This is a genomic window from Micromonospora sp. NPDC047644 (assembly GCF_040704315.1).
In the GTDB taxonomy this organism is placed as follows: Bacteria; Actinomycetota; Actinomycetes; order Mycobacteriales; family Micromonosporaceae; genus Micromonospora.
Map to the genome: position 1 here is coordinate 633,680 of NZ_JBEYSY010000001.1, position 26,530 is coordinate 660,209.

General features: G+C 71.7%; 23 protein-coding genes. 14 read left to right on the forward strand and 9 right to left on the reverse strand.

All coding sequences use genetic code 11. From position 1 onward, the window contains the following. Nucleotides 1–300: 300 nt before the first annotated feature. Genes AB0877_RS02980 through purS form a run of 4 tightly spaced genes read right to left on the reverse strand, consistent with a single transcriptional unit; the run spans nucleotide 301 to nucleotide 4,720 of the window. Nucleotides 301–1,056 carry a 2-phosphosulfolactate phosphatase gene (locus AB0877_RS02980; protein ID WP_366606194.1) on the reverse strand — a complete coding sequence of 252 codons (756 nt, stop codon included), beginning with the start codon at nucleotides 1,054–1,056 and terminating at the stop codon, nucleotides 301–303. Nucleotides 1,057–1,060: 4 nt separating this feature from the next. After that, entirely contained in the window at nucleotides 1,061–3,730 is a 2,670-nt protein-coding gene (gene purL / locus AB0877_RS02985; protein WP_366606047.1) for a phosphoribosylformylglycinamidine synthase subunit PurL, read from the reverse strand. Between the two features lie 46 nt (nucleotides 3,731–3,776). Further along, nucleotides 3,777–4,460 carry a phosphoribosylformylglycinamidine synthase subunit PurQ gene (gene purQ / locus AB0877_RS02990; RefSeq protein ID WP_366606049.1) on the reverse strand — a complete coding sequence of 228 codons (684 nt, stop codon included), beginning with the start codon at nucleotides 4,458–4,460 and terminating at the stop codon, nucleotides 3,777–3,779. Continuing rightward, nucleotides 4,457–4,720, reverse strand: a complete 264-nt coding sequence (gene purS, locus AB0877_RS02995) for a phosphoribosylformylglycinamidine synthase subunit PurS (RefSeq protein ID WP_091624745.1) — start codon at nucleotides 4,718–4,720, stop codon at nucleotides 4,457–4,459. Before purS ends, purQ begins: the two co-directional genes overlap by 4 nt. A gap of 358 nt (nucleotides 4,721–5,078) precedes the next feature. Here purS and AB0877_RS03000 point away from each other — a divergent pair, with 358 nt between their 5' ends. After that, entirely contained in the window at nucleotides 5,079–5,762 is a 684-nt protein-coding gene (locus AB0877_RS03000) for a trypsin-like serine protease (protein WP_366606051.1), read from the forward strand. Nucleotides 5,763–5,786: 24 nt separating this feature from the next. After that, nucleotides 5,787–6,350 (forward strand): YbjQ family protein, encoded by a 564-nt coding sequence (locus tag AB0877_RS03005; RefSeq protein WP_366606196.1) that lies wholly within the window; start codon nucleotides 5,787–5,789, stop codon nucleotides 6,348–6,350. Between the two features lie 133 nt (nucleotides 6,351–6,483). Here AB0877_RS03005 and purB read toward each other — a convergent pair whose 3' ends face one another. Beyond that, complete coding sequence (purB, locus tag AB0877_RS03010; RefSeq protein WP_366606052.1) at nucleotides 6,484–7,908, reverse strand: adenylosuccinate lyase; 1,425 nt, start codon at nucleotides 7,906–7,908, stop codon at nucleotides 6,484–6,486. A gap of 175 nt (nucleotides 7,909–8,083) precedes the next feature. On the opposite strand from purB, the gene AB0877_RS03015 reads away from it, so the two are divergent. Further along, entirely contained in the window at nucleotides 8,084–10,399 is a 2,316-nt protein-coding gene (locus tag AB0877_RS03015; protein ID WP_366606054.1) for a PKD domain-containing protein, read from the forward strand. 222 nt (nucleotides 10,400–10,621) lie between these two features. Further along, nucleotides 10,622–12,946: a PKD domain-containing protein gene (locus AB0877_RS03020; protein WP_366606056.1), complete on the forward strand. Its 2,325-nt coding sequence runs from the start codon at nucleotides 10,622–10,624 to the stop codon at nucleotides 12,944–12,946. Between the two features lie 67 nt (nucleotides 12,947–13,013). Here AB0877_RS03020 and AB0877_RS03025 read toward each other — a convergent pair whose 3' ends face one another. Further along, on the reverse strand, nucleotides 13,014–14,306 hold the full coding sequence (locus tag AB0877_RS03025) for an acetyl-CoA C-acetyltransferase (RefSeq protein ID WP_366606058.1): 1,293 nt from the start codon (nucleotides 14,304–14,306) through the stop codon (nucleotides 13,014–13,016). Nucleotides 14,307–14,362: 56 nt separating this feature from the next. Here AB0877_RS03025 and AB0877_RS03030 point away from each other — a divergent pair, with 56 nt between their 5' ends. The 7 genes from AB0877_RS03030 (at nucleotide 14,363) to AB0877_RS03060 (ending at nucleotide 21,380) form a co-directional block, all read left to right on the forward strand. After that, nucleotides 14,363–15,718, forward strand: a complete 1,356-nt coding sequence (locus AB0877_RS03030; protein ID WP_366606060.1) for a 3-oxoacyl-ACP reductase — start codon at nucleotides 14,363–14,365, stop codon at nucleotides 15,716–15,718. A gap of 137 nt (nucleotides 15,719–15,855) precedes the next feature. Further along, the gene (locus tag AB0877_RS03035; protein ID WP_366606198.1) at nucleotides 15,856–16,671 is read left to right on the forward strand and encodes a MaoC/PaaZ C-terminal domain-containing protein; all 816 of its coding nucleotides are present in this window, start codon (nucleotides 15,856–15,858) and stop codon (nucleotides 16,669–16,671) included. Between the two features lie 81 nt (nucleotides 16,672–16,752). Beyond that, nucleotides 16,753–17,505 carry an NUDIX domain-containing protein gene (locus AB0877_RS03040; RefSeq protein WP_366606062.1) on the forward strand — a complete coding sequence of 251 codons (753 nt, stop codon included), beginning with the start codon at nucleotides 16,753–16,755 and terminating at the stop codon, nucleotides 17,503–17,505. Next, on the forward strand, nucleotides 17,502–18,470 hold the full coding sequence (locus tag AB0877_RS03045) for a serine/threonine protein kinase (protein ID WP_366606064.1): 969 nt from the start codon (nucleotides 17,502–17,504) through the stop codon (nucleotides 18,468–18,470). Before AB0877_RS03040 ends, AB0877_RS03045 begins: the two co-directional genes overlap by 4 nt. Nucleotides 18,471–18,479: 9 nt before the next feature. Then, a complete protein-coding gene (locus tag AB0877_RS03050) occupies nucleotides 18,480–19,439 on the forward strand; it encodes a hypothetical protein (RefSeq protein WP_366606065.1) in 960 nt (319 codons plus the stop codon). Continuing rightward, complete coding sequence (locus AB0877_RS03055) at nucleotides 19,436–20,698, forward strand: adenylosuccinate synthetase (protein WP_366606066.1); 1,263 nt, start codon at nucleotides 19,436–19,438, stop codon at nucleotides 20,696–20,698. The genes AB0877_RS03050 and AB0877_RS03055 overlap by 4 nt, the downstream gene beginning before the upstream one ends. 61 nt (nucleotides 20,699–20,759) lie before the next feature. Beyond that, complete coding sequence (locus AB0877_RS03060; protein ID WP_366606068.1) at nucleotides 20,760–21,380, forward strand: DedA family protein; 621 nt, start codon at nucleotides 20,760–20,762, stop codon at nucleotides 21,378–21,380. Between the two features lie 12 nt (nucleotides 21,381–21,392). Here AB0877_RS03060 and AB0877_RS03065 read toward each other — a convergent pair whose 3' ends face one another. Continuing rightward, nucleotides 21,393–22,034 carry a response regulator transcription factor gene (locus AB0877_RS03065; protein ID WP_366606070.1) on the reverse strand — a complete coding sequence of 214 codons (642 nt, stop codon included), beginning with the start codon at nucleotides 22,032–22,034 and terminating at the stop codon, nucleotides 21,393–21,395. After that, a complete protein-coding gene (locus AB0877_RS03070) occupies nucleotides 22,031–23,182 on the reverse strand; it encodes a histidine kinase (protein WP_366606072.1) in 1,152 nt (383 codons plus the stop codon). The genes AB0877_RS03065 and AB0877_RS03070 overlap by 4 nt, the downstream gene beginning before the upstream one ends. A 167-nt stretch (nucleotides 23,183–23,349) precedes the next feature. On the opposite strand from AB0877_RS03070, the gene AB0877_RS03075 reads away from it, so the two are divergent. Continuing rightward, nucleotides 23,350–24,018: a DedA family protein gene (locus AB0877_RS03075; protein ID WP_366606200.1), complete on the forward strand. Its 669-nt coding sequence runs from the start codon at nucleotides 23,350–23,352 to the stop codon at nucleotides 24,016–24,018. On the opposite strand, the gene AB0877_RS03080 is transcribed toward AB0877_RS03075, so the two are convergent. Next, entirely contained in the window at nucleotides 23,993–24,631 is a 639-nt protein-coding gene (locus AB0877_RS03080; RefSeq protein WP_366606074.1) for a TetR/AcrR family transcriptional regulator, read from the reverse strand. The genes AB0877_RS03075 and AB0877_RS03080 overlap by 26 nt on opposite strands. A gap of 68 nt (nucleotides 24,632–24,699) precedes the next feature. Between AB0877_RS03080 and AB0877_RS03085 the strand changes: the two genes are divergently transcribed. Further along, nucleotides 24,700–25,152 (forward strand): SCP2 sterol-binding domain-containing protein, encoded by a 453-nt coding sequence (locus tag AB0877_RS03085; protein WP_366606077.1) that lies wholly within the window; start codon nucleotides 24,700–24,702, stop codon nucleotides 25,150–25,152. 1 nt (nucleotide 25,153) lies between these two features. Then, nucleotides 25,154–26,368, forward strand: a complete 1,215-nt coding sequence (locus tag AB0877_RS03090) for an acyl-CoA dehydrogenase family protein (protein ID WP_366606079.1) — start codon at nucleotides 25,154–25,156, stop codon at nucleotides 26,366–26,368. The last annotated feature ends 162 nt before the right edge of the window (nucleotides 26,369–26,530 follow it).

The following is a 26,530-nucleotide window of genomic DNA, read 5'->3' on the forward strand; positions in this document are numbered from 1 at the left end:
GCCAGCCCGGCGGGCGGAACCGCCCGGACACCCCGCCGCCGACCGAGCGCGGCGGTCGCCGCCTCGACTGGCTGGACGACTGACCCCCACCACAGCACGGCGAAAACGGCCACCCGGAGATCCGGGTGGCCGTTTTCGCTGCAAGACCCACTCGCGATCAGTGAAGTCGGGCCATCCCGAAGACCGCGACACCGCGACCTCCGGGAAGCCGAGTTGATCACAGCGCCCGGTCAGCGACACCAGGCGCGGTCCGGCGCGGTCAGCGCAGACCAGGCGCGGTCCGGCGCGGAGCCAGCGCGGTCAGGCGGCGGAGAAGACGCCCTGACGGAGCACCGGCACGACGTCGGACACGCCGATCCGGACGGCGACGTCCACGTCCGCGGCGAAGCCGCTCTCGGTCAACTCCCGTCCGGAGACGCTGCCGCGCACCGCGGCGGGCAGATCCGGGGTGCTCGCCAGCGCGGCGAGCGCCATGGCCGCCTCCACCGAGAGCCCACCGGGCACACCGGAGAGGGCGTCCAGCACCGAGGCGGCACCGAGTTGGTCCTCCACCGACGGTCGCAGCGACCCGTCCGGCCACTGTTCCCCCGAGGCGATCACGCCGATCGGGGCGTCGAGCGTGCCGTACCCCTGGCGGCGCAGCCATTGCCCGACGGCGCGCGCGTTGCGCAGGCACGCCGCGACCACCGGCAGGCCGGTGGCGCTGGCGGCGGCGCTGATGGCCGAGCCGTTCGGGGAGGGCAGCACAAGGTCAGCCACCACCGGTGCGCTGCTCAGCGCGGCGGGCGAGAGCGACCACGGATGGTCCGTGGTCGTCTGCCGTCGCCCGACCGCGGCGGTCGCACCCACCCGGACGGCGTACTCGGCCGCCTGCTCACCCCAGGGGAACGGGTGCACCCGCATCCCCCGGGCGACCGCCACCTCCACGGCGGTGGTGAACGAGAGAACGTCCACCACCACCAGCGCCGCGCAGACCCGGCCGAGTTCGGCCGCACCGGTCAGCCCCCAGTCGAACCGGGCACCCGATCCGGGTTGGCCGTAGACGGCGGCCGTCAACGCCTCAGCGCTCGTCAGGCGACGGCTCGGTGACACCGGAGTCAGACTCGGACACCTCGCCCGGCTGCTCCGACCCGATCGGCTCGACCGCGCCGGTCTCCGGAGACGGACCCGAGGATGCGATCGGCTCGGAGACCACCTCGGCCGCGTCGACCGGCTCGGCCGGCTCGCCCGGCAGCGGAACGGCCTCGACCGCACCCGCCACGCCGGCGGCCGGCGCGGGCACCTCGACGGCCGCCGTACCCCCGAAGAGGCGCGGCAACGTCTCGGTGTGCGCGGTACGCAGCTCGTCCAGGCCGATCCGGAACTGCCCGTGCACCTCGAGCGCCCCGCCGGACGGGTCGGTGACGCCGATCAGCTCGAACGGCACGCCCCGCTCGGCGCAGAGCGCCGCGAACGCCTTGTCGTGGCCGCGCGGCACCGAGACCAGCGCCCGCGTGGCGGACTCGCTGAACAGGTAGACGAACGGCATCGAGCCCTCGGCGAACTGCTCCGGCACCGCGACCCGGGCACCGACGCCGCGACGCAGGCAGGACTCGACCAGGCTCTGGGCGAGGCCACCGTCGGAGAGGTCGTGTGCCGAGCTGAGGTGACCCACCCGGGCCGCCTCGGCCAGCAGCTCGGCGAGCGCCTTCTCGCGGAGCAGGTCGACCTGCGGCGGAATGCCTCCGAGGTGCTCGTGCGTCACCCAGGCCCACTCCGAGCCGGACAGCTCCACGTTCGTCTCGCCGAGCAGGTAGAGCTGGTCGTGGTCGCCGCCGCCGCGGGGCACGAAGCCCATCGGCACCCGGTCCGCGACGTTGTCCAGCACACCCAGCACACCGACAACCGGGGTCGGGTGGATGGCCGCCGCGCCGGTCTGGTTGTAGAAGCTGACGTTGCCGCCGGTCACCGGGATCCCCAGCTCCAGGCAGCCGTCCGCCAGGCCGCGGACGGCCTCGGCGAACTGCCACATCACGCCCGGGTCCTCCGGGGAGCCGAAGTTGAGGCAGTCGGTCACGGCGATCGGCTTGGCACCGGTCACCGCCACGTTCCGGTACGCCTCGGCCAGGGCCAGCTTGGCGCCGTTGTACGGGTCGAGTCGGGTGTACCGGCCGTTGCCGTCCACCGACAGCGCCACGCCCAAACCGGTCCGCTCGTCGAGCCGGATCACGCCGCCGTCCTCCGGCTGGGCGAGCACGGTGTTGCCCAGCACGTAGCGGTCGTACTGCTCGGTGACCCAGGTCTTGTCGGCCAGGTTCGGCGACGCGATCATGCGCAGCACGGTCTCCCGCAGCGCGTCCGGGTCGGCCGGGCGCGGCAGCGTCTCGGCCCGGTCGGCCTGGAGCAGGATCAGGTCGGCCGGCTCACGCATCGGCCGGGCGTAGACCGGGCCGTCGTCGACGAGCGAACCCGGCGGCACGTCGACCACCAGGTGGTCCTGCCAGGTGATCAGCAGTCGACCCGGGCGGCCGTCCGGCTCCGGTGCGGTGACCTCACCGATCGCGGTGGCGAGAACACCCCACTTCTCGCAGGTCTTGAGCACCGCGTCGAGCTTCTCCGGCTCGACGACCAGCAGCATCCGCTCCTGCGACTCGCTGGCCAGGATCTCGTGCGGGTCCATCGAGGGCTCGCGCAGCGGCACCCGCTCCAGCCAGACCCGCATGCCGGTGCCGGCCGCGGCGGCGGTCTCGGTGAGCGCGCAGGTCAGGCCGGCGCCGCCGAGGTCCTGGATGCCGACGACCAGCTGGCCGTCGTACAGCTCGAGGCACGCCTCGATCAGCAGCTTCTCGGTGAACGGGTCGCCGACCTGCACAGCGGGTCGACGTGCCTCGCTGCCCTCGTCGAAGGTCGCGCTGGCCAGCACCGACACGCCGCCGATGCCGTCGCGGCCGGTCTTGGCACCCATCAGAACGACAACGTTGCCCGGACCGGCTGCGGCCTTGTTCTGCAACCGGTTGACCGGCAGCACGCCCAGGCAGAGCGCGTTGAGCAGCGGGTTGCCCTGGTAGGAGGGGTCGAAGACCAGCTCACCACCAATGTTGGGCAGGCCCAGGCAGTTGCCGTAGCCGCCGACGCCGGCGACCACGCCGGTGAGCACCCGGGCGGTGTCCGGGTGGTCCGCGGCACCGAAACGCAACGGGTCCATCACCGCGATCGGGCGGGCGCCCATGGCGAGGATGTCCCGGACGATGCCACCGACGCCGGTCGCCGCGCCCTGGTACGGCTCGACGAAGCTCGGGTGGTTGTGCGACTCGACCTTGAAGGTCACCGCCAGCTCGTCGGAGATCTGCACGACACCGGCGTTCTCACCGATGCCGGCCAGCAGCCGGTCGCTCTGCGGGGCCTTCTCGCCGAACTGGCGCAGGTGCACCTTGCTCGACTTGTAGGAGCAGTGCTCGCTCCACATGATCGAGTACATCGCCAGCTCGGACTGGGTGGGCCGGCGGCCGAGGATCTGCCGGATCCGGTCGTACTCGTCGTCGCGCAGACCAAGCTCGGTGTACGGCTGAAGCTCGCCCGGGGTGCCACCGGCGCGCGGCACGGTGTCCACGCCCTCGGCCCAGACGGCGGCGGCCGGCTGGGCGGGAGCGGTCGCCGGTGCGGCCGGCTGCGCGGGGCTCGGCTCGGCCGGCTGCGCCGGGGCGGAGTACGCCTCCGGCGTGTCCCGTACCGGATCCGGATGGGTGGTCATGACCTCTCCTCGCTGCGCTGGTGCCCGCCGAAGCCGCTCCTCGCACTCATGCCGGCGCCCCGACCAGGTGCTTGAGGACCGATGTGAAGAAGCCGAGGCCGTCCAGCGAAGGGCCGGTGAGCGCCTCTACGGCGTGCTCGGGGTGCGGCATGATGCCGACCACGTTGCCGGCGGCGTTGGTGATCGCGGCGATGTCCCGCTGGGAGCCGTTGGGGTTGCCGCCGAGGTAGCGGGCGACCACCCGGCCCTCGGCTTCGAGCTGGTCCAGCGTCGCGGTGTCCGCGACGTAGCAGCCCTCGCCGTTCTTGACCGGGATGAGCACCTCCTGGCCGGGCTGGAACGCGTTGGTCCACGCCGTCCCGGCCGACTCGATGCGCAGGACCTGGTCCCGGTTGCGGAAGTGCAGGTGCTGGTTGCGGGTGAGCGCGCCGGGCAGCAGGTGCGCCTCGCAGAGGATCTGGAAGCCGTTGCAGATGCCCAGCACCGGCAGACCACCCTGGGCGGCGTCCACGATCGTCTCCATCACCGGGGCGAACCGGGCGATGGCACCGCACCGCAGGTAGTCACCGTAGGAGAACCCACCGGGCAGGACGACGGCGTCGACGCCGTGCAGATCCGGGTCGCCGTGCCAGAGCCGGACCGGCTCAGCGCCGGCGATCCGGACAGCCCGGGCCGCGTCCCCGTCGTCGAGCGAGCCGGGGAAGGTGACGACACCGACCCGGGCGGTCACGAGCGGGCGTCCGCGGTCTCGTCGGCCTCGACCACGCGGACGGTGAAGTCCTCGATGACGGGGTTGGCGAGCAGCTTGTCGGCAATCTCCCGGGCGCGGTCCAGGTCCGGTTCACCGGTGAACTCGATCTCGATGCGCCTGCCGATCCGAACCGAGGCGACATCACTGACGCCGAGCCGGGGCAGCGCGTTTGCGACGGCCTGGCCCTGCGGATCAAGGATCTCGGGCTTGAGCATGACGTCGACGACGACGCGAGGCACTGGGCACTCCTGACTGTGTACGCAGTTGGGTGCCGACCCACAAATGGGCGAGCGCAGCCAGCGTACCTGGCAGATATCGCCGCGGACGCACCGGCCGGGTGCCGCTCAGGCAGTGATCGACATTACTGACGCTCAGGGTGACACGTCAGGCGCTACAGGTGGCCCTAGCAGGACATATACGGCGCAGTGGGTGGCCGAATCGTTACATTGGGCAACCTCGATCACCTCCTTGATAACGATCGCGTCGCGCCCTACAGTACATCGACGTAAGTCGATTTGCTGGCGTCGGGAACCCCCGCCGTCCGGCGCCACCCGCACCCGGCGACCCCGGGCCCGCCCCGTCCAAGGAGTCCACCCGATGCGCATCCGCCCCCTGCTCGCCGTACTCAGCACCGCGCTGGTCGGCGCCCTCGGCGTCACGTCCGCCGCGTCCGCCGCCCCCGCCGGCCCGCAACCCATCATCGGCGGCGAGACCGTCTCGTCCGCGCCCTGGGCCGCCGCGGTGCTCAGCAACGGCTCGTTCACCTGCTCCGGCAGCGTCATCGCCGCGCAGTGGGTGCTCACCGCCCGGCACTGCATCAGCGGCACGATGTCGGTACGCGTCGGAAGCGTGAACCGCACCTCCGGCGGGGTCACCCGCACGGTCAGCGCCACCTACACCCGCTACGACCTCGCGCTCATGCGGCTCTCCAGCACCGTCAGCACCTCCGCGGTGAGCCTGGCCAGCAGCAACCCGCCGATCAACTCGACGAACTCGATCTACGGCTGGGGCATGACCTGCTACAGCGGCTGCTCGGCGTCCACCCAGTTGAAGACCGCCACCGTCCGGGTGACCAGCAACGGCGTCACCGACGCGTACGGCGGCCAGGCGATCCGCAGCACCAGGATCAACGGCAACGCGTGGCGCGGCGACTCCGGTGGCCCGCAGTTCTACAACGGTCAGCAGGTCGGCGTCGCCTCCACCGCCGACGGGTCGAGCATCCAGAACTACGGCAGCGTCGCGTACAACCGGGCCTGGATCACCTCGGTGGCCGGTGTCTGACGGTTAGCGCCCCGCTCGGTGCGGATGGTCGGCCCCGTGCCGACCGTCCGCGCCGCGCCGTTTTGCAGCATCCGATCAGGTGAACAATGCACCCGATCGGGTCGGGCCACTCCTGACAGCATCGGAAACGTGCTGGTCGTGACGACAGAGCAACTGCCCGGCTACGAGATCCGCCAGATTCTCGGTGAGGTGGTGTCATCGATGGCCAGGACGCGCAACCCGTACCGCGAGGGTGTGAAGAACCTGCGTGGTGGCGCGTACGACCCGATGGCCCCGGACAACCTGACCCGGTGGCGCACCGACTCGGTGACCCGCCTCGGCGAGGAGGCCCTCCGGATCGGCGCGAACGCGGTGATCGGCATGCGGTTCGACAGCCGGGACTGCGGCGAGATGTGGATGGAGATCTGCGCGTACGGGACGGCAGTGGTCGCCGTACCCAAGATGCCCGAGGTCATGCCGGCCGACCAGCCGGCGGTCGCGGCGGAGACCGCCACCGACCCGGCCTTCGCCGAATCTCTCGGTGGCATCGCCGAACCCGCCAGCGCCCCGACCCTCCGCACCGCAGCCGAAACCCCAACCGGCGAATAACCCCCAACCCCTCACCCCTGGCCCGGACCCTCGGCCTCGTTGATCATGAAGTTGTTGCCACCCCAATCGGCGTGTCGTGGCAACAACTTCATGATCAACAGCCCCGGGAGGCCAGGGGCCGGGTGGGGCGGGGTTAGAGGATGGGGGGTGGGCTGTAGGTGGCGGCGTTCGGGTGGGCGGTCACCACGGAAGTGATGCGGCTCGTCACGGCTGCCACCTGGGCCTGGGCGGCGCCCACGAAGGCGTTGCGGTCGGCGACCAGGGTGTCGATGTCGGCGCGGGACAGGCCGAGTCGGCCGTCCGCCGCCAGGCGGTCGAAGAGGTCGTTCTCCGGTGAGCCCTTCTCGCGCATCGCCAGGGCCACCGCCACCGCGTGCTCCTTGATCACCTCGTGGGCGACCTCCCGGCCGACGCCTCGCCGGACCGCCGCGACCAGGATCTTCGTGGTGGCCAGGAACGGCAGGAAGCGCTCCAGCTCCCGGTTGATCACAGCCGGGTACGAGCCGAACTCGTCGAGCACGGTGAGGAACGTCTGGAACAGCCCGTCGGCGGCGAAGAACGCGTCCGGCAGTGCCACCCGGCGGACCACCGAGCAGGACACGTCCCCCTCGTTCCACTGGTCACCGGCCAGCTCGCCGACCATCGACAGGTAACCCCGGATGATCACGGCGAAGCCGTTCACCCGCTCCGAGGAACGGGTGTTCATCTTGTGCGGCATCGCGCTGGAGCCGACCTGACCCGGCTTGAAGCCCTCGGTCGCCAGCTCCTGACCGACCATCAACCGGATCGTGGTGGCCAGCGACGACGGCGCGGCGGCCGTCTGGGCCAGTGCGGCCAGCACGTCGAAGTCGAGCGAGCGCGGGTAGACCTGCCCGACGCTGTCCAGCACCCGGGAGAAGCCCAGGTGCTCGGCGACCCGCCGCTCCAGTTCGGCCACCTTGTCGGCGTCACCGTCGAAGAGGTCGAGCTGGTCGGCGGCCGTGCCGACCGGTCCCTTGATCCCCCGCAGCGGGTAGCGGGCGATCAGCTCCTCCAGCCGCTCGTACGCGATCAGCAGCTCCTCCGCCGCCGACGCGAAGCGCTTGCCCAACGTGGTGGCCTGCGCCGCCACGTTGTGCGACCGGCCGGTCATCACCAGCTCGGAGTGCTCGTGGGCCAGCCAGGCCAACCGGGCCAGGGTGGCCACCACCCGGTCACGGATCAGCTCCAGCGACGCGCGCACCTGGAGCTGCTCGACGTTCTCGGTGAGGTCACGGGAGGTCATCCCCTTGTGCACGTGCTCGTGCCCGGCGAGCGCGCTGAACTCCTCGATCCGGGCCTTCACGTCGTGCCGGGTGACCCGCTCCCGCTCGGCGATCGAGGCGAGGTCCACCTGGTCGAGCACCCGCTCGTACGCCTCGACCACGCCGTCCGGCACCGGCACTCCCAGGTCGCGCTGAGCGCGGAGAACGGCGAGCCAGAGCCGCCGCTCCATCCGGACCTTCTCCTCGGGGGACCAGAGGGCGACCAGTTCGGGCGAGGCGTACCGGTTGGCGAGCACGTTGGGGATCGTCGTCACGTGCCTCATTCTCTCCTACCCGGCGGCCCGTGCGGCCAGCAGGCCAGGGCGGGTGCCGGTGGGGCCCGGTGGCCGTTTTGTCGCCCGGGGCGGCACAGCTACCAGCCGGTATCGGATCATGGTCTCCATCTGATCTCCGGCGAAGCCGAATCCCATTTCACGACAGAGGGCTTGCATGCGTAGAAGATCCCTCGCCGGCCTCACCGCGATCGCGGTGACCGGCGGCACCCTCCTGGCCACGGGCGCACCCGCCCAGGCAGACGACCCTGTGATGATTCTGTACGTCAAGCAGGCCGACGCGAACTGCTCCGACCAGGGGCCCGGCTCCCCCGACACGCCGTTCTGCACGATCGGTGCCGCAGCCGCCGTGGTGAAGGCCCCCGGGGCAGTCTTTATCGAAGGCGGCACCTACGCCGAGCGCGTCACCGTCACCAGCTCCGGCACACCAGAAGCGCGGATCGCCTTCAGCGCCCGGACCACCAGCGCACCGGTGACGCTCGTCGGCCCGAACGCGGGCCTGGTCATCGACGGCCAGCACGACATCCAGATCGAAGACATCAATGTCCGCGGGTCAATCGACGTACCCGCCCTCGATCTGCGTAACGCCTCGAACATCATGATCGCGGGCGGCACATTCACGATGGCGAACGTCGCGACCGCACCCGCCATCCGGCTCGCCAATGTGCAGGTGGCGGCGCTGGAACAACTCGTCGCCAGCGGGACGGCGCTGGCCGGCGGCGTGACCATGGATGCGTCCACCAGCGAGGTGCTCGTCGAGGACTCACTGGTGGCGACCGACCCGAAACACGTCGCAGCCGATGGCGTGGGCATTCGAGTCGACGGGCCACAGAACACGATCATCGACGGCGACGTCGCCGGCTTCTCCGGAGCTGCCATCTCGGTGGGCCCGGCCGCCGCCGGGACGGTGATCGCCAACAACCGGATCATGGGCGGGATCGGATACGGCATCCACAACCGCGGAGCCGTGGGCACGGCCATCGCCAACAACGAGATCCAGGACCGCTGCCTGGGCGGCATCCGGGTCGACGGTGCATCGTCGCAGGTCTCGGTGCAGAACAGCGTGCTCCGCAACAACGCCGCCTTCAACCAGGGCTACTGCGACCCGCAGGCTCCCGAGGGCGCTGAGATCGCGGTCCACGACGCCGCGCTGAGCGGCACCGTGATCGATTACAACAACACCTGGCACCAGTCCGCGTCCGGGACCGGCTACTCGTGGAACGGAACCAGGATGGGTCTCGCCCAGTTCCGCACCGTCTCCGGGCAGGCCGCACACGACCGGTACACCTCGGATGTCCGGGAGAACGTCGACTCGGCGAACTCGACGGCACCCGGCTACCAGGAGCTTGACACCAACGGCAAGCCGCGCCGGGACGATCCGGCCGTGGCGAACACCGGTGCCGGCCCGATCGCGTACGCCGACCGTGGCACCACGGAGTCCATCAAACACCCGGTGTCGTCCTTCGACGCCACAGTGGACCTCGCCACGAGCACGGTCAGGGTGGACGCCTCCGCCTCGACGCCGGGCTTCGTCCCGATCCGTGATTACCAGATCAGTTGGGGCGACGGAATCTCCACCACCCACTCCAGTCCGATCGCCACACACAAGTACGCCACGCCGGGCACCTACAACGTCACCGTCAGCCCCACCGGAACCGACGGCCTGACCGGCAGCAGCACCGAGCAGGTCAGCGTGCTGCGGCGCACCGCTTCGGTGGGCCTGCTCGCGATGTCGAACCGTCGCTACGTGGGAACATCCGCGTCGGCTCTCCTGCCGAACCAGGCCGGGTTGACCGCCGCCGCGCAGTACGACCTCGCGGACGCCGGCAACGGCCAGGTGGCCCTCGTCGCGCGGTCCAACGGCCGCTACGTCACGCAGTCGGCCAACGAGTCCCTGAACGCCGCGGGTCAGGTGGTCGGCACGCCGGAGAAGTTCGCTGTCGTGCGCAACAGTGACGGCACCGTCAGCCTCAAGGCCAGCAACAACCTGTACGTCACCGCCGATGCCAGCGGCGCCGTCTCGATGAGCGCCAGCCGGTCCACCATCAGCGCCTCGGAGAAGTTCGCCCAGGTGCCGGTCGCCGACGCGAACAGGTCGCTGAAGGCCAGCGTGAACGGCCGCTATGTGATGGCCGACGGTGCCGGGGTGAAGCCGCTGATCGCGAGCGCGGCGACTATCGGCAGCTGGGAGCGGTTCGACATCGCCGACCTCGGTAGTGGTCAGATCGCCCTCTTCGCCCGCGCCAACAGCCACTTCGTGTCCGCCGACGGCGCGGGCACCAAGCCGCTGATCGCCAACGGCCCGGCCGTCAGCACCTGGGAGAAGTTCACCATGGTCCGCAACAGCGACGGCACGGTCAGCTTCAAGGCCGGCATCAACAGCAAGTACGTCAGCGCCGACGGCGCGGGCAGCAAGCCGCTGATCGCCAACGGCCCGGCCGTCAGCACCTGGGAGAAGTTCACCCTCGGCTGAGCCGGATCACCACCTCGACGCCCGCCAGACCGCACGGTCTGGCGGGCGTCGCCGCGTACGGCTCAGCGCAGCTTGTCAGACGGTGACGGAGGCGGTCAGGCGGACGGTCACGAGACGGGTGGCCGTTTTGTCACCCAGGTCAGCACCGCACTTGTCGATCATGCAGAATCACCCCTATCTGACCTCCGGCGTCGCCGGATCCTCCTCCTTCTCGAGGCCAGCATGCGCAAATCCTTCTTCGCCGGTCTCGCGACCGCTTTACTGACAAGTGGCACCCTGGTGGGCACCGCGCTGCCCGCCCAGGCGGCCGCTCCGACGACGCTCTACGTCCGGCAGAATCCCCCCGCCAACTGCTCCGACCAGTACCCGGGCACCTTGGAGCAGCCGTTCTGCACCATCGGAGCCGCAGCGGCGATCGTCACCGGCGGGCAGACCGTCGACATCGGCGGCGGCAACTACCCGGAGCGCGTCACGATCGGCACGTCCGGCACCCCCGAGCAGCCGGTAACTTTCGTCACCACTTCCACCTCCGCGGCGACCCTGGTCGGCGCGACGGCCGGCTTCGTGATCGACGGCCAGCACGACGTGGTGCTCCAGAACCTCCGCGTCGTCGGGTCCGAGGTGCCGGCCCTGGACGCACGCAACTCCTCGGGCCTCACCATCCGGGGCGGCACCTACGGCCTGAACATACCCGCGACGTCACCGGTGATCCGGTTCGCCGGCGTGACCAGCTCGAGCCTGTCGAAGATCACCGTCAGTGGGTTGACCGCCAGCGCCGGCATCACCATGGACGCCGCCAGCAGTGACGTGGCCATCCAGGACACGAGCGTGCAGGGCTATGCCAACTACATCCTTTCCGACAACACGATCGGCGTCCGGATCGACGGTCCGCGCAACTCGTACATCGGTGGCAGCATCGCCGGCTTCACCAACGCGGCGATCGCGCTCGGGCCCACCGCGGCCGGCACCGTGGTGGCCAACAACGTGATTTCCGGGGGCGCCGGCCACGGCGTGCACAACAACGGGGCCACCGGCACGGCCATCGCCAACAACACCATCAAGGACCGCTGCCAGGACGGCATCCGCGTCGACGGCGCCTCGTCCGGAGTCTCCGTCCAGAACAACGTGCTCGCTCTGAACGGTCACTTCGATCTGGCTTACTGCTCCAATGCGGCGCTGGACGGGGTCGAGATCGGCGTCTACGGCGGTGCCGTCGGGAAGACGGTGGTCGACTACAACAACGCGGACCACTACGACAGCAACTCACCGCAGATCTACGCCTGGAACACCCGGATGTCGCTGGCCGCGTTCCGGGCCGCCTCCGGCCAGGCCGCACACGACCGCGAGACGAGGCAGGCGCGGGACAACATCGACTCGGCGAACTCGGCCGCCCCCGGTTACCCGACCCTCGCCCGCGGCGGCGCGCCGCGGGTCGACGATCCGGGCGTGCCGAACACCGGCGCCGGCCCGATCACGTACGCCGACCGTGGCACCATCGAAGCCCTCCGGAGCCCGGAGGTGCGGTTCGACGTCGCCATGAACATCCAGGCGCGCTCGGTGACTCTGGACGCGTCCGCCTCCCTCCCCGGCTTCAACCCGATCGAGTCCTACCGGTTCTCGTTCGGCGACGGCAGCACCGTCACCCAGACGACCCCGGTCGCCTCGCACACCTACGCGAACCCGGGCGCTTACCAGATCGCCGTCACGGTCACTGGCACCGACGGTCGGTCGGGGACTTACAGCAGGCAGATCAGCATGCTGCGGCCGACCGGGACCGTCGGTCTGCGCGCCCTGTCCAACCGCCGCTACGTGAGTTACGAGAAGAGCTTCGGGCTTCGACCGAACCAGGCCGAACCGAACACCATCGCGCAGTTCGACCTGGCGGACGCCGGTAACGGCAAGGTCGCTCTCTTCTCCCGGGCGGTCGGTCGCTACGTCGCCGTCGCCCAGGCCGACCTCGCCACGTTGACGGCGGACAGCGTGAGCGTGGGCGTATACGAGACGTTCACGTTGGTGCGCAACGGCGACGGCACCATCAGCCTCCAGATCCCCATCACCAGCAAGTACGTGACCGCAGACGTCAACAGCGCCATTCCGCTGAGCGCCAGCCGGCCCTCCATCAGCACCTGGGAGAAGTTCCTCCTGGTCGTCGTACCGGACGCGAACCGGTCGCTGAAGGCCAAGGTCAACGGTCGCTTCGTCAGCGCCGACGGCGCGGGGGCCAAGCCGTTGATCGCGAGCGCGGCGACCGCCAGCACCTGGGAGCGGTTCGACGTGGTGGATCTCGGCAACGGGCAGGTCGGCCTTCTCGCCCGGGTCAACAACCACTTCGTGTCCGCCGACGGCGCTGGCGCCAAGCCGCTGATCGCGAACGCACCGACGGCCAGCACCTGGGAGCGGTTCACAATGGTCCGCAGCAGCGACGGCACTGTCAGCTTCAAGGCCGCCATCAACAACAAGTACGTCAGCGCGGACGGCGCGGGCAGCAAGCCACTGATCGCCAACGGCTCGGTCATCAGCACCTGGGAAAGGTTCACCCTCGGCTGAGCCGTTACCCGCACGGCGACGCCCGCCAGACCCTCGGGTCCGGCGGGCGTCGCTGTGCACGCTCCGTTCAGCGCTCCAGGATGGCGGTCACGCCCTGACCACCGGCGGCACAGATGGAGATCAGCCCACGCCCGCTGCCCCGCTCGGCCAGCAGCTTCGCCAGGGTCGCCACGATGCGCCCGCCGGTGGCGGCGAACGGATGCCCGGCGGCCAGCGACGACCCGTTGACGTTGAGCCGGTCGGTGTCGACAGCGCCGAGCGGCGCGTCCAGGCCGAGCCGGTCCTTGGCGAACTCCGGCGACTCCCAGGCGGCGAGGGTGGCCAGCACCTGCGACGCGAACGCCTCGTGGATCTCGTAGTAGTCGAAGTCCTGCAACGTCAGCCCGGCACGGGCCAGCATCCGGGGCACCGCGTACGCGGGTGCCATCAGCAACCCCTCGTCGCCGTGCACGAAGTCCACCGCCGCCGTCTCCGACCAGCTGAACCAGGCCAGCACGGGCAGGTGGTGCGCCGCCGCCCACTCCTCGCTGGCCAGCAGCACGGTGGACGCGCCGTCGGTGAGGGGTGACGAGTTGCCGGCCGTCATGGTGGCGTGCTCGGCGTCCGGGCCACGGGTGCCGAAGACCGGCTTCAGCGAGGCGAGCTTCTCCAGGCTGCTGTCCGGGCGCAGGTTCGCATCCCGGGTGAGCCCCAGGTACGGCGTCATCAGGTCGTCGAAGAAGCCCCTGTCGTACGCGGCGGCGAGGCGCTGGTGTGAGCGCAGCGCCAGCTCGTCCTGGGAGCGCCGGTCGATCTGCCAGCGGACTGCGGTCCGGGCGGCGTGGTCACCCATGGACAGCCCGGTACGCGGCTCGGCGTTGCGCGGGATCTCCGGCTTGAACGGCTGCGACGGGCGCAGCCTCGCCGCGATCTTGAGCCGTTCGCCCAGCGTACGGGCCGAGTTGAGCTTGAGCAGCGTGCGGCGCATCTCCTCGTTGACGCCGAGCGGGGCGTCGGAGGTGGTGTCGACACCGCCGGCGATGCCCACGTCGAGCTGACCGAGGGCGATCTTGTTGGCGACCAGGATGGTCGCCTCCAGGCCGGTGCCGCAGGCCTGCTGGATGTCGTACGCCGGGGTGTGGGGGTCGAGTCGGGAGCCGAGGACCACCTCACGGGTGAGGTTGAAGTCGCGGGAGTGCTTGAGCACCGCCCCGGTGACCACCTCGCCGATGCGCTGTCCGGCCAGCCCGTAGCGGGCGATCAGGCCGTCGAGCGCCGCGCCGAGCAGGTCCGCGTTCGACGCGTCCGCGTAGCGGGAATTGGAGCGGGCGAAGGGGATGCGGTTGCCCCCGATGACCGCGACCCGCCGGATGCTCTGCACGATCCGCCTCCTCGACATGTGTTTGCTCGAACCCTACTCGCCAGTAGGCTACGCCCATGACCGACAGGTACGCGAGCTTCGTCCAATCGGCCGCCGGCCGCGCGCTGGTCAAGCGCCTCGGGCTGCCCGACCCGCCCCGACTGCGCCGGCACCACCCCGGCGACCCGCTGCTGGCCGGCCCGGCCCTGCTCGGCGCGGCCACCGGCGGCCGGCTCGCCGAGCCGGTCACCAGGATCCTCACCGCCGCCGGGATCGAGCTGGCCGACCCGGCCGCCGCCACCTCGCAGCGGTACGGGGCGCTGCTCTTCGACGCCACCGGGATCACCGACTCGACCGAGCTGCGTCAGCTCTACGACTTCTTCCACCCGCAGGCTCGGGCCGTGCTGCCCAGCGGCCGGGTGATCGTGTTGGGCACCCCGCCGCAGGAGTGCCCGACACCTCGCGAGGCGACCGCCCAGCGCGCCCTCGACGGGCTGGTCCGCAGCATCGGCAAGGAGTTCGGCCGGGGCACCACCGCGCAACTCGTCCACGTCGCCCGCGACAGCGACGCCGCCGGCACCGTCACGAGCCTCGAATCGACCCTCCGGTTCCTGCTGTCCGGCCGCTCGGCGTACGTGTCGGGGCAGGTCATCCGGGTCGGCGGCGGCACGGCGAGCGTCCCGACCGACTGGGACCGCCCGTTGGACGGGCAGGTCGTGCTGGTCACCGGCGCCGCACGGGGCATCGGCGCCGCGCTGGCGAAGGTGCTCGCCCGTGACGGCGCGAAGGTGGTGGCCCTGGACATCCCGGCCGCCGGTGACGCGCTCGCCGCCGTGGCGAACGACATCGGCGGCACCGCCGTCCAACTCGACCTGACCGCGCCGGACGCGCCGAGCCGACTCGCGGAGCACCTGGCCGGCCGGCACGGCCGGGTCGACGTGGTGGTGCACAACGCCGGCATCACCCGGGACAAGACGTTGGGCCGGATGGACGCCGACCGGTGGGACCAGGTGATCGACGTCAACCTCTCCAGTCAGGAACGGATCAACGACGTACTGCTGGAGCGGGAGCTGATCCCGGCCGGTGGGCGGATCATCTCGGTCTCGTCGATCGCCGGGATCGCCGGCAACCGGGGGCAGACCAACTACGCCACCAGCAAGGCCGGCGTGATCGGGCTGGTCGACTCGCTCGCGCCGGCCCTGCGCGAGCGCGGGATCAGCGTCAACGCGGTGGCCCCGGGTTTCATCGAGACCCGGCTGACCGCACGCATCCCGCTGGTGGTCCGCGAGGCGGGACGGCGGATGAACAGCCTGGCCCAGGGCGGGTTGCCGGTGGACGTCGCCGAGACGATCGGCTGGCTGGCCTGGCCGGCCAGCGGCGCGGTCAGCGGAAACGTGGTCCGGGTCTGCGGCCAGAGCCTGTTGGGGGCGTGATGCGGGGAACGAATGAGCCGGACGACGACCTGTCGCTGCACGAGCTGATCGACGGGCCGACCGAGGCGCTGACGGCGGGGACCGTGGCCGCGGCGCTCCGGCCGTCGGGTGGTCGTGCCCCTGTCGAACTGGCCCGGATGCCGGCGGCCGGGGCGTTGCACCGGCGGGCGTTGCTCGGCGCGCTACCGGGTCTCGGCCGTGGGCGACGGGGCTCCGACCTGCCGGCTGTCGAGTTGACAGTGGCTGGGGTGGCCGTCGACCGGGCGCAACTGGCCGACTACGACCGGGTCTGCTCCTTCCGGCTCAGCGATCGGCTGCCGGCGACGTTTCCGCACGTCATGGGCTTTCCACTGGCCCTGCGGCTGATGACGGCACCGGGTTTCCCCATCCCGCTGCTCGGCCTGGTGCACATCGGCAACCGGATCACCACGCACCGCCCGATCACCGCCGACGAAACCCTCGACTTCACCACGTACGCGGAGAACCTGCGCCCCCACGACCGGGGGCGGCAGGTGGACGTGGTGCTGGTCGGCTCGGTCGACGGGACGGAGGTGTGGCGTGGCGTCTCGACGTACCTCGGTCGGGAGGGCAAGCCGGGCGGGCGCGATCCCGGTGAACGGGCCGCAGCGCCGACGCCCACCGCTCGGTGGCGGGTGGAACCGCGCGTCGGTGCGGAGTACGCGCGGGTTTCCGGCGATCACAACCCGATCCACACGTCCCGACTCGGAGCGCGGCTGTTCGGTTTCCGTCGGCCGATCGCGCACGGCATGTGGAGCAAGGCGCGTTGCCTCGCCGCGCTGGAGGCCCGACTGCCGGATGCGTACACCGTCGAGGTCGCCTTCAAGCTGCCCGTACCGCTGCCGAGCACGGTGAGCTTCGCGCTCCTGCCCGACGGGGTGTTCACAGTGCACGACTCCCGCGGCCGACCGCACCTGGCGGGTCTCGTGCGTTGAGTCGCCGCTGCCCTTGGCAGGCGCGCGCTTCTACGCTAAGTTGTTCTCATAGCGAGATGTTCTCAAGGTGAGAGAGACGCGATGAACGAGCAGGAGTTCCTGGCCGCGTACGACCCCCGGGCCTATCCGTCGGTCGCCGTGACCGTCGACGTGGTGGCGCTGACCATCCGCGACGGCGCACTGCACCTGCTGCTGATCCGGCGCGGGGAGGCACCCTTCGCCGGGCACTGGGCGCTGCCCGGGGGCTTCGTCCGCCCCGACGAGGACCTGACCGCCGGCGCCGGACGGGAGCTGGCCGAGGAGACCGGGCTCGGCGGCGAGGCGCTGCGCCGCGTACACCTGGAGCAGTTGGGCAGCTACGGCGCTCCCGACCGCGACCCCCGCATGCGGGTCGTCTCGATCGCCCACCTCGCGTTCGCCCCCGACCTGCCGGACCCGGCCGCCGGCAGCGACGCCGACGACGCGATCTGGCTGCCGGTGACCGCGTTGACCAGCCGGCAGCTCGCCTTCGACCACGGCCGGATCATCGACGACGCGTTGGAACGGGCCCGCTCCAAGGTGGAGTACACCCCGCTCGCCACCCGCTTCCTCGCCGCCGAGTTCACCATCAGCGAGCTGCGCGCCGTCTACGAGACGGTCTGGGGGCACCCGCTGCACGCCGGCAACTTCCACCGCAAGGTGCTCTCCGTGCCGGGCTTCGTGGAGAGCACCGGAGCCAGCACCGAACGCGGCGGCGCGCGGGGTGGTCCCCGGGCCCGGCTCTACCGGGCCGGCGACGCCCGGCTGCTGCACCCGGCGCTGCTGCGACCGGCCCGCGAGGAGACGGTGCGATGAGGACCACCGAGGCCATCGACCTGGTCACGGCCGCCCGCACCGACGCCGACCTGTTCGGCACCGACCAGCCGGCCCGCCGCTACCGCGAGCTGGTCGCGGCCCTGCACCCCGACCGGCTGCCGACAGACCCCGGGGTACGCGCCGAAGCCACCAACGCGTTCATCCACGTCACCACCCGGTGGCAGGCCCGGCAGACGACAGTCCTCGGCGACTACCGGCTCGGCACGCCGGCCCACTCGGGTGACCTCGCCGACCTCTACGACGTCGGCGACGACCGGCTGCTGAAGCTCCCCCGGCGGTCCACCGACAACGACCTGATGGCCCGCGAGGCGCACGCCCTGCGCACCATCGCCGAGCGCGGCGACCCGCGCTACCTGCCGTACGTGCCCCGGCTGGTCGACGAGTTCCGGCACCGCGACGCCGCCACCGGCGCGGAACGGCGGATCAACGTGATCGCCACCGCACCCGGCCTGCACGACCTCGACGAGGTGCGGCGCGCGTACCCCGACGGGCTGGACGCCCGGGACGTCGCCTGGATGTGGCGGCGGCTGCTGGTCGTGCTCGGCCTGGCCCACCGGGCGGGCGTGGTGCACGGCGCGGTCCTGCCCCGACACGTGCTGATCGAGCCGGACGCCCACGGCGTGGTGCTGATCGACTGGTGCTTCTCCGCGGCGGTCGGCGGCACCATCCCGGCGGTGGTCCCCGGCCACGGCTGGGACCCGGAGGAAGTCCTCACGAAGCAGCCGTGCGGGCCGGGCACCGACATCGCGACGGCCAGCCACTGCATGAGCTGGCTGATGGGTCCGCGCGCCCCCCGCGAGCTGCACACCTTCGCGCAGGGCTGCCGGCAACGGTCGCTGAGCGCCCGGCCCGACGACGCCTGGCGGCTGCTGCGCGAACTCGACCAGGTGCTGGACCGGCTCTACGGGCCCCGCACCTTCCGACCCTTCACCCTCACCCCCTAAGGAGCTGTCATGGGCAGTGGAATCTGGTCCACCGACGTGTACGACGCCGCCGACCGCTACCGCCGGTCCACCGGTAGGAGCGCCTTCTCCTACAGCGACAGCGGGGCGCGCACCGTGCACCCCGCGCTCGACCCCAGGGACGCGACCCGCGAGAGCCGCGACTCCGCCGAGCACCCCCGGTCGACCCCCGTCGCGGTGCTCTTCGACGTGACCGGCTCGATGCGCACGGTGCCGCGGGTCCTGCAGACCAAGCTGCCGCAACTGCTCGGGCTGTTGCAGCGGCAGGGCTACGCCAGCGACCCGCAGATCATGTTCGGTGCCATCGGCGACGCCACCTGCGACCGGGTGCCGTTGCAGGTGGGCCAGTTCGAGTCGGACAACCGGATGGACGACGACCTCGGCCGGATCGTGCTGGAGGGCGGTGGCGGCGGTCAGATGAGCGAGTCGTACGAGCTGGCCATGTACTTCATGGCCCGGCACACGGTCACCGACAACTGGGAGAAGCGCGGCCGGCGCGGCTACCTGTTCATCATCGGCGACGAGCTGGCGTACCAGCGGGTGAAGGCCCGGGAGGTGGCCGGCCTGATCGGGGACGACCTCTCCGAGGACGTGCCGCTGCGGCAGGTCGTCGACGAGGTGACCCGGCGCTGGGACACCTACTACCTGCTCCCCACCGGCAGCCACTACTCCGGCAACGCCACGGTGCTCGACTTCTGGCGGGACCTGCTCGGGCAGAACGCCATCGTGCTCGACGACCTCGACGCGGTCTGCGAGACCATCGCGCTCACCATCGGCCTCGGCGAGCAGGCCATCAACCTGGACGAGGGCCTGCGCGACCTGGACCGCGCCGGCTCCGGCGCCACCGGGACCGTGTCGAAGGCGCTGGCCCGTCTCGGCCGGGAGCGGCGGGCCGAGGTGTCGACGCTGCCGGCGTTCACCGACACGGCCAGCGGGGTGACCCGGCTGTGAACCACGTGGCGGTGGTCGACCTCGGCTACGGCGACGCCGGCAAGGGCACCGTGGTGGACTGGCTCTGCGCCACCCGGCGGGTGCACACGGTGGTCCGCTTCAACGGGGGCGCGCAGGCGGCACACAACGTCGTGCTGCGCGACGGGCGGCATCACACGTTCGCCCAGTTCGGCGCGGGCACCTTCCATCCCGGTGTGCGTACGCACCTGTCCCGGCACGTGGTGGTGGACCCGTTGGCGATGGCCGCCGAGGCCGACCACCTCGCGACGGTCGGGGTGCCCGACGCGCTCGACCGGCTGACCGTCGACGGGGACGCACTGCTCGCCACCCCGTACCACCGGGCCGCCAACCGGGCCCGCGAGATCGCCCGGGGAGCCGACCGGCACGGCTCCTGCGGGCTGGGGGTGGGCGAGGCCGTCGCGTACGGTCTCGCCCACCCCGACGACGCGCCCCGGGTCGCCGACTGCCACCACCCGGCACTGCTGCGCCGCAGGCTGACCATCCTGCGGGACCGGCTGACCGCCGAGCTGGGCCCGCTGGACGCGCCACCGATCGAGGACTGCCTGCCCGCGTACACCGGGTTCGCCGACCGGGTCGCCGTCGTCGACGGCAGCTGGCTCGCCGGGGCGCTGCGCACCGGAACCTGCGTCTTCGAGGGCGCGCAGGGGGTGCTGCTCGACGAGTGGCACGGCTTCCACCCGTACACCACCTGGAGCACCACGACGTTCGCCAACGTCGACAGCCTGCTGGCCGAGGCGGGCCGGCCCGGCGACGTGACCCGGATCGGGGTGCTCCGCGTCGTCACCACCCGGCACGGGCCCGGCCCGCTGGTGACCGAGGACCCCGGTCTGCCGTTCGCCGACGCGCACAACGCCACGAACCCGTGGCAGGGCCGGTTCCGGTTCGGTCACTTCGACGCGGTCGCCCACCGGTACGCCCTCGCCGCGGCCGGCGGCGTCGACGGCCTGGCCCTGACCCACCTCGACCTGACCGGCCCCGACCTGCGAATCTGCCGCCGCTACGACACCACCGACCGGCTCACCCCGGGCCCGCCCGGCGACCTGGACCGCCAGGCCGCGCTCACCGCCCGCCTGCTGCGTTCCCGCCCGGTGTACGACGACCCACCGGCGGACTGGGCCGAGGCGGTGCGCGCGGAGCTGGGCACCCCGGTGGTGCTGACCTCGCACGGCCCCACCGCCGACGACAAGATCCCGCACGGCCCACTGCTGGCCCCACCGGCCCTGGTCCGCGCCAACTGACAACTCCGGGGGATCTGGCGACTCGCCCACCGGGCAGGTCGCGCCCGGCCAGCATGAGGGAATGGACGCCCTGCTCGACCTCCTCCGTGGGACGGTCACGTCGCCGTGGGTCTACCTGGTGATCTTCGGCCTCACCGCGATCGACGCGTTCTTCCCCGCGGTGCCGGGCGAGGCGGCGGTGATCACCGCGGGGGTGCTCTCGGCGAGCGGAGGGCACCCCAGCCTGACCCTGGTGATCGTCAGCGCCGCCGTGGGCGCGCTGGTCGGCGACCACATCTCGTACGCCATCGGAAAGGGCGGAGGTGCCCGCCGCCTGGCCCGCCTGCCCGACGGCAGCCGCCGGCGGGCCAGCTCCGAGTGGGCCCGCCGGGCGGTGGACAGACGCGGCGGGATGATCCTGACCACCAGCCGGTACGTGCCGGGCGGGCGGACCGCCGTCACCCTCACCATGGGCGCGGTGGGCTATCCGCGCCGGTCGTTCCTGCTGTACGACAGCATCGCGACGGTCACCTGGGCGCTGTACTGCGGGCTGCTCGGCTACTTCGGCGGGCTGGCCTTCGAACGTGACCCGGTGAAGGGCGTGCTGGTCGGCGTGGGGGTCTCGCTGGTCGTCACGTTCGGGCTGGAGGGGATCCGGTGGCTGCGCCGCCAGGCGCACCGTCGCGCCGCCGCCCGACGCTGACGGGCACACCCGTCACAGCAGGTCGGCGTCGTACACCAGGATGGCCAGCTGGACCCGATTGCCCGCGTGGAGTTTCGCCAGCGCCCGGCTGACGTGTGCCTTGACGGTGGCCTCGCTCATCGTCAGCCGCCGGGCGATCTCCGCGTTGCCGTGCCCGCGCGCCACCTCCCGGACGATCGCCAACTCCCGCTCGGTCAGGGGTGCGAGCCGCGCACGGGCCGCGTCCCGGCGGGCCGGACCACGCTCGGCGAACGAGCTGATCAGGCGCCGGGTCACCGTCGGGGCGAGCATCGCGTTCCCGGCGGCCACCGTGCGGACGGCGGCGGCCAGCTCGCGGGGCGGGGTGTCCTTGAGCAGGAAACCGACCGCGCCGGCCCGAAGCGCGCGGTGCACGTACTCGTCGAGGTCGAAGGTGGTCAACATGATCACCTTCGGGCCGACGGCGACCACCTCGGGCGCGACGGTCAGCCCGTCGACGCCCGGCATCCGCACATCGAGCAGCACCACGTCGGGGCGTAACCGATGGGCCTGCTCCAGCGCGCCGGCGCCGTCCGCCGCCTCACCGACGACGGTGATGTCCTCCGCCGCCTCGAGGATCAGCCGCAGCCCGGCCCGAACCAACTGCTCGTCGTCGACCACCACGACCCGGATCACGCCGCATCCGCCAGCGGGATCAGGGCCCGGACCAGGAAGCCGCCGTCCGCGGGGGCCGCCTCCAACCGGCCCCCGAGCAGCTCCACCCGCTCGCGCAGCCCGAGCAGCCCCTGCCCGGCACCCGGCAACGCCGACCCGCCCTCGGACGGGCCGTTACGGACCAGCACCTCCAGCCCGTCGGGCAGGTAGCGCAGGCAGACCGTCGTCTCGGCGTCGGCGGCGTGCTTGCGGACGTTGGTCAGCGCCTCACGGACCACCCGGTACGCGGTACGCCCCAGCGTCGCCGGAAGCGCCCTCGGCACACCCTCGTCCCGCCGGGACACCCGCAGCCCGGCGGCACGGGACTCGCCGATCAACTCGTCCACCGTGTCGAGCCCCCGCTCCGGCGTCACGGCCGGGTCGGCCTGGCGCAACACACCCAGCACCTCGCGCAGGTCGGTGAGCGCCTGCCGGCCGGTCGTCCGGATCAACGCGGCCGCCTCGACGGTGGCCGGGTCCACGGCGGTGACCTCCAGCGCCCCGGCGTGCACCACCATCAGCGAGACCCGGTGTGCCACCACGTCGTGCATCTCCCGGGCGATCCGGGTGCGCTCCTCGGCACGGGCCCGGTCGGCGCGGGCCTCCTGCTCGCGTTCCAGCCGCTCGGCCCGGTCCCGCAGCGCGGCGAGCGTGTCCCGACGGGCCCGCACCCAGAGGCCGAAGACCAACGGGAGCCCGACCAGGCAGGCGGCCAGCAGCAGCACGTTGCCGGTGCTGGCGGTGGTCATCCGGCGTACGCCTCCCACCGCCAGCCCGACCAGCACCCCGCCGGTCAGCACCCCCGCCGCACCGGCGAGGTAGCCGGCGAGTTGGCGGCCGCGCAGCCGCAGCCCCGCCTGGTACGACGCCAGCACCCCGGCCGCCGCCGCGGCCAGCACCAACCAGCCGACCGCCGCGGCCAGGAACAACGGCCAGCGGCGGGCCTGGACCGTGCCGGCGGCCCACGCCGAGCCCAGTGCGATCAGCAGCACGATGACGCTCGGCAGCGGCGAGCGGACCCCGATGTCACCGGTCGCGCTGGCCCACACGGCCACGCCGACCAGGACGGCCAGCAGCGGCGGGGCGTACCGATGGACGACCCGCCGGAGGGCGACGGCGCTGGAGGCCACGCAGCGAGCCTAGGGCCCCGCCGACGCATCGGGCCGCCCCGCGGCGCCGTACCCGGGTGCGGTGGGGGATGACCCCGATGCACAGTCCGGGCCGGCCGCTACCTAAGTAGTGCCGTCCACCTGACCACTGGCCGATGTCGGGAGCAGCCGCACCGACCAGCATCAGGATCATGGATCTGCTCGACCTGCTGCACGACACGATGTCCTCGCCCTGGGTATACCTGGCGATCTTCGCGATCGCGGTGTTCGACGGCTTCTTCCCGGTGGTGCCGAGCGAGACGGCGGTGATCACCGCGGGGGTGTTCGCGGCCTCCGGAGCGCCGTACCTGCCGGCGGTGATCCTGGTGGCCGCCGCCGGGGCACTGGTCGGCGACCACATCTCGTACGCCATCGGGCGCGGTGGCGGCACCCGGCTGCTCGACCGGCTGCCGCCCGACGGTCGACGCCGCGCCGCCATCGACCGGGCCCGTCGGGGGATCGCCACCCGGGGCGGTCTGATTCTCACCGTGGCCCGCTACATCCCGGGCGGCCGGACCGCCGTCACCCTCACCATGGGTGCGGTGCGGTATCCACGGCGACGGTTCCTGGCCTTCGACGCGCTGGCCGCCGGCTCGTGGGGGCTCTACTCCGCGCTGGTCGGATACGTCGGCGGGCTCGCCTTCGAGCAGGACCCGCTGCGTGGTCTCCTGCTCGGTCTGGGCCTCGCCCTGACGGTGACGGTGGTCGTCGAGGTGGTCCGCTGGCTCCGCAACCGCCGCCGTCCGGCGCTGGTCGGCGAGCCGGGCACCGACGCTCTTCCCGCCGGGGCCGTCAGTCGGCCGGCGGACGCCAGGTGACGCCGTGCAGCAGTTGGGCAGCGCCGAGCCAGGCCACGTTCATCATCCGGGTGGCCGTCTTCTCCGGGTCGGCGTCCGGGTGGTCCGCGAGCCAGTCGGCCAACGACTCGGTCGCGCCGACCAGGGCGTACGCGACGACCTCCAGGTCGATGGCGGCGATCTCGCGGCCCTCGGCGCGCAGCGCGTGGTCGAGCATTCCGGCGACCACCTCGACCAGTCGGGCCCGCATGGTGGCCAACTCGCCGGCGAACGGCTGCTCGCCCCGGGCCTGCCGGTAGAGCACCGCCCAGCCGTCCCGGTACGCGCCCACGAAGCCGAAGAACGCCCTCAGCCCGCGCCAGAGCCGTTCGTCGGCCGGCAGGTCGGGGGCCGCCGCCCCGGCGATGGCCTGCATCATCCGGGTGCCCTCCCGGTGCAGGCAGGCGACGAAGAGCTCCTCCTTGGTGCCGAGGTATGCGTACACCATGGGTTTGGAGATGCCGGCGTCCTCGGCGATCTCGTCCATGCTGGCGGCGTGGAAACCACGTCGGGAGAAGACCTTGACGGCCGCGTCGAGCATCTGCTGCTCGCGGACGGCGCGAGGCAGGCGCTTGAAGGCGGGGACGCTGGACACCTTGCGAGCATACCTACTCGTGCGTAGGGTTACGCGCGAGTAGCCAATCTTCCGGAAGGCGCACCCTGATGACTGACTTCGACCCGGCCAACTTCGCCAACGTCGGCCCCAAGGAGTTCGCCCAGCTGGTCAAGTCCACCCCGGACGACAAGATCGCCCAGGTGATGTCCGGCGACCTGCGCGACAAGGTCCTGGGCGAGGTGTTCGGTCGGATGCCGTCGCTGTTCCGCGCGGACCGGGCCGGCGCCACCAACGCGGTCATCCACTGGATCATCACCGGTCGCCCCGACGGCGGCAGCGACACCTACGAGGTGGTCATCGCCGACGGCACCTGCGTCGTGAACTCGACCCCGCAGCACGACCCGAAGCTCAGCCTCACCATGGGCCCGGTCGAGTTCCTGAAGATCGTCTCCGGTGGCGCCAACCCGGTGATGATGTTCATGACCGGCAAGTTGAAGGCGAAGGGCGACCTCGGCCTCGCCGCCAACATCGCCAACCTGTTCGACATCCCCAAGGCCTGACATGGCCGAGTTCTCGCTCGACCTGAACGAGGAACAGCGGGATCTACGCGACTGGGTGCACGGCTTCGCCGCCGAGGTCGTGCGCCCGGCCGCCGCCGAGTGGGACGAACGCGAGGACACCCCGTGGCCGGTGATCCAGGAAGCCGCCAAGGTCGGCCTCTACGGCTTCGAGTTCCTCGCCACCTGCTGGGCCGACCCGACCGGACTCTCCCTCCCGATCGCCAGCGAGGAACTCTTCTGGGGTGACGCCGGCATCGGTATGAGCATCTTCGGCACCTCGCTCGCCGTCGCCGCCATCTACGGCGCCGGCACCCCGGACCAGATGGTCGAGTGGGTGCCGCAGTGCTTCGGCGACGTCGACTCGCCGACCGTCGCCGCCTTCTGCACCAGCGAGCCCGAAGCCGGCTCCGACGTCGGCGCGATGCGCACCCGGGCCGTCTACGACGAGGCCACCGACGAGTGGGTGCTCACCGGCCAGAAGGCGTACGCCACGAACGGCGGCATCGCCGGGGTGCACGTGGTCACCGCCTCCGTCGACCCCACGCTCGGCTCCCGGGGTCAGGCGGCGTTCGTCGTACCGCCCGGCACCCCCGGCCTGGCCGCCACCCGCAAGCTGCGCAAACTCGGCCTCCGCGCGTCCCACACCGCCGACGTCTTCCTCGACGGGGTACGCGTACCCGGCCGCTGCCTCCTCGGCGGACGGGACGCCCTGCTGGAACGCCTCGACCGTGCCCGCTCCGGTCAACGGTCCACCGGGCAGGCCGCGATGCGCACCTTCGAGCTGTCCCGACCCACCGTCGGCGCCCAGGCGCTCGGCGTGGCCCGGGCCGCCTACGAATACTCCCTCGACTACGCGAAGGACCGCGTCCAGTTCGGGCGCCCGATCATCGAGAACCAGGCGGTCGCGTTCGCGTTGGCCGACATGCGGATGGAGATCGACGCGGCGCGGCTGCTGGTCTGGCGGGCCTCGTGGATGGGCCGCAACAACCGCCCGTTCACCGCTGGCGAAGGATCGATGTCCAAGCTCAAGGCCGGCGAGGTTGCCGTGTCGGTCACCGAGAAGGCAGTGCAACTGCTCGGCGGCGCCGGCTTCCTGCGGGACCACCCGGTCGAACGCTGGTACCGGGACGCCAAGATCTACACCATCTTCGAGGGCACCTCGGAAATCCAACGACTGGTCATCTCCCGGGCGATCTCCGGGATGCAGATCCGCTGACCGCTGACCGCTGTCGGCCCCTCCTCGACGGGCGGGCCGACGGCGGCCCGGACTCCACGATCTGTGCCGTCTTTGTCACCCCACGCCGACGCCAACTGGGCCTTCAGCCACGCCCGGTGCATGATCAAGGAAGAAGCCCTGATGGACGGGCGGGCCGCCGCC

Bases quoted from the DNA above. Each gene is read 5' to 3' on its own strand.
- purL (WP_366606047.1), bottom strand. From the start codon at position 3,730: ATGACCACCCATCCGGATCCGGTACGGGACACGCCGGAGGCGTACTCC.
- AB0877_RS03000 (WP_366606051.1), top strand. From the start codon at position 5,079: ATGCGCATCCGCCCCCTGCTCGCCGTACTCAGCACCGCGCTGGTCGGC.
- AB0877_RS03005 (WP_366606196.1), top strand. From the start codon at position 5,787: ATGGTCGGCCCCGTGCCGACCGTCCGCGCCGCGCCGTTTTGCAGCATC.
- AB0877_RS03015 (WP_366606054.1), top strand. From the start codon at position 8,084: ATGCGTAGAAGATCCCTCGCCGGCCTCACCGCGATCGCGGTGACCGGC.
- AB0877_RS03020 (WP_366606056.1), top strand. From the start codon at position 10,622: ATGCGCAAATCCTTCTTCGCCGGTCTCGCGACCGCTTTACTGACAAGT.
- AB0877_RS03030 (WP_366606060.1), top strand. From the start codon at position 14,363: ATGACCGACAGGTACGCGAGCTTCGTCCAATCGGCCGCCGGCCGCGCG.
- AB0877_RS03035 (WP_366606198.1), top strand. From the start codon at position 15,856: ATGCCGGCGGCCGGGGCGTTGCACCGGCGGGCGTTGCTCGGCGCGCTA.
- AB0877_RS03040 (WP_366606062.1), top strand. From the start codon at position 16,753: ATGAACGAGCAGGAGTTCCTGGCCGCGTACGACCCCCGGGCCTATCCG.
- AB0877_RS03045 (WP_366606064.1), top strand. From the start codon at position 17,502: ATGAGGACCACCGAGGCCATCGACCTGGTCACGGCCGCCCGCACCGAC.
- AB0877_RS03050 (WP_366606065.1), top strand. From the start codon at position 18,480: ATGGGCAGTGGAATCTGGTCCACCGACGTGTACGACGCCGCCGACCGC.
- AB0877_RS03060 (WP_366606068.1), top strand. From the start codon at position 20,760: ATGGACGCCCTGCTCGACCTCCTCCGTGGGACGGTCACGTCGCCGTGG.
- AB0877_RS03085 (WP_366606077.1), top strand. From the start codon at position 24,700: ATGACTGACTTCGACCCGGCCAACTTCGCCAACGTCGGCCCCAAGGAG.
- AB0877_RS03090 (WP_366606079.1), top strand. From the start codon at position 25,154: ATGGCCGAGTTCTCGCTCGACCTGAACGAGGAACAGCGGGATCTACGC.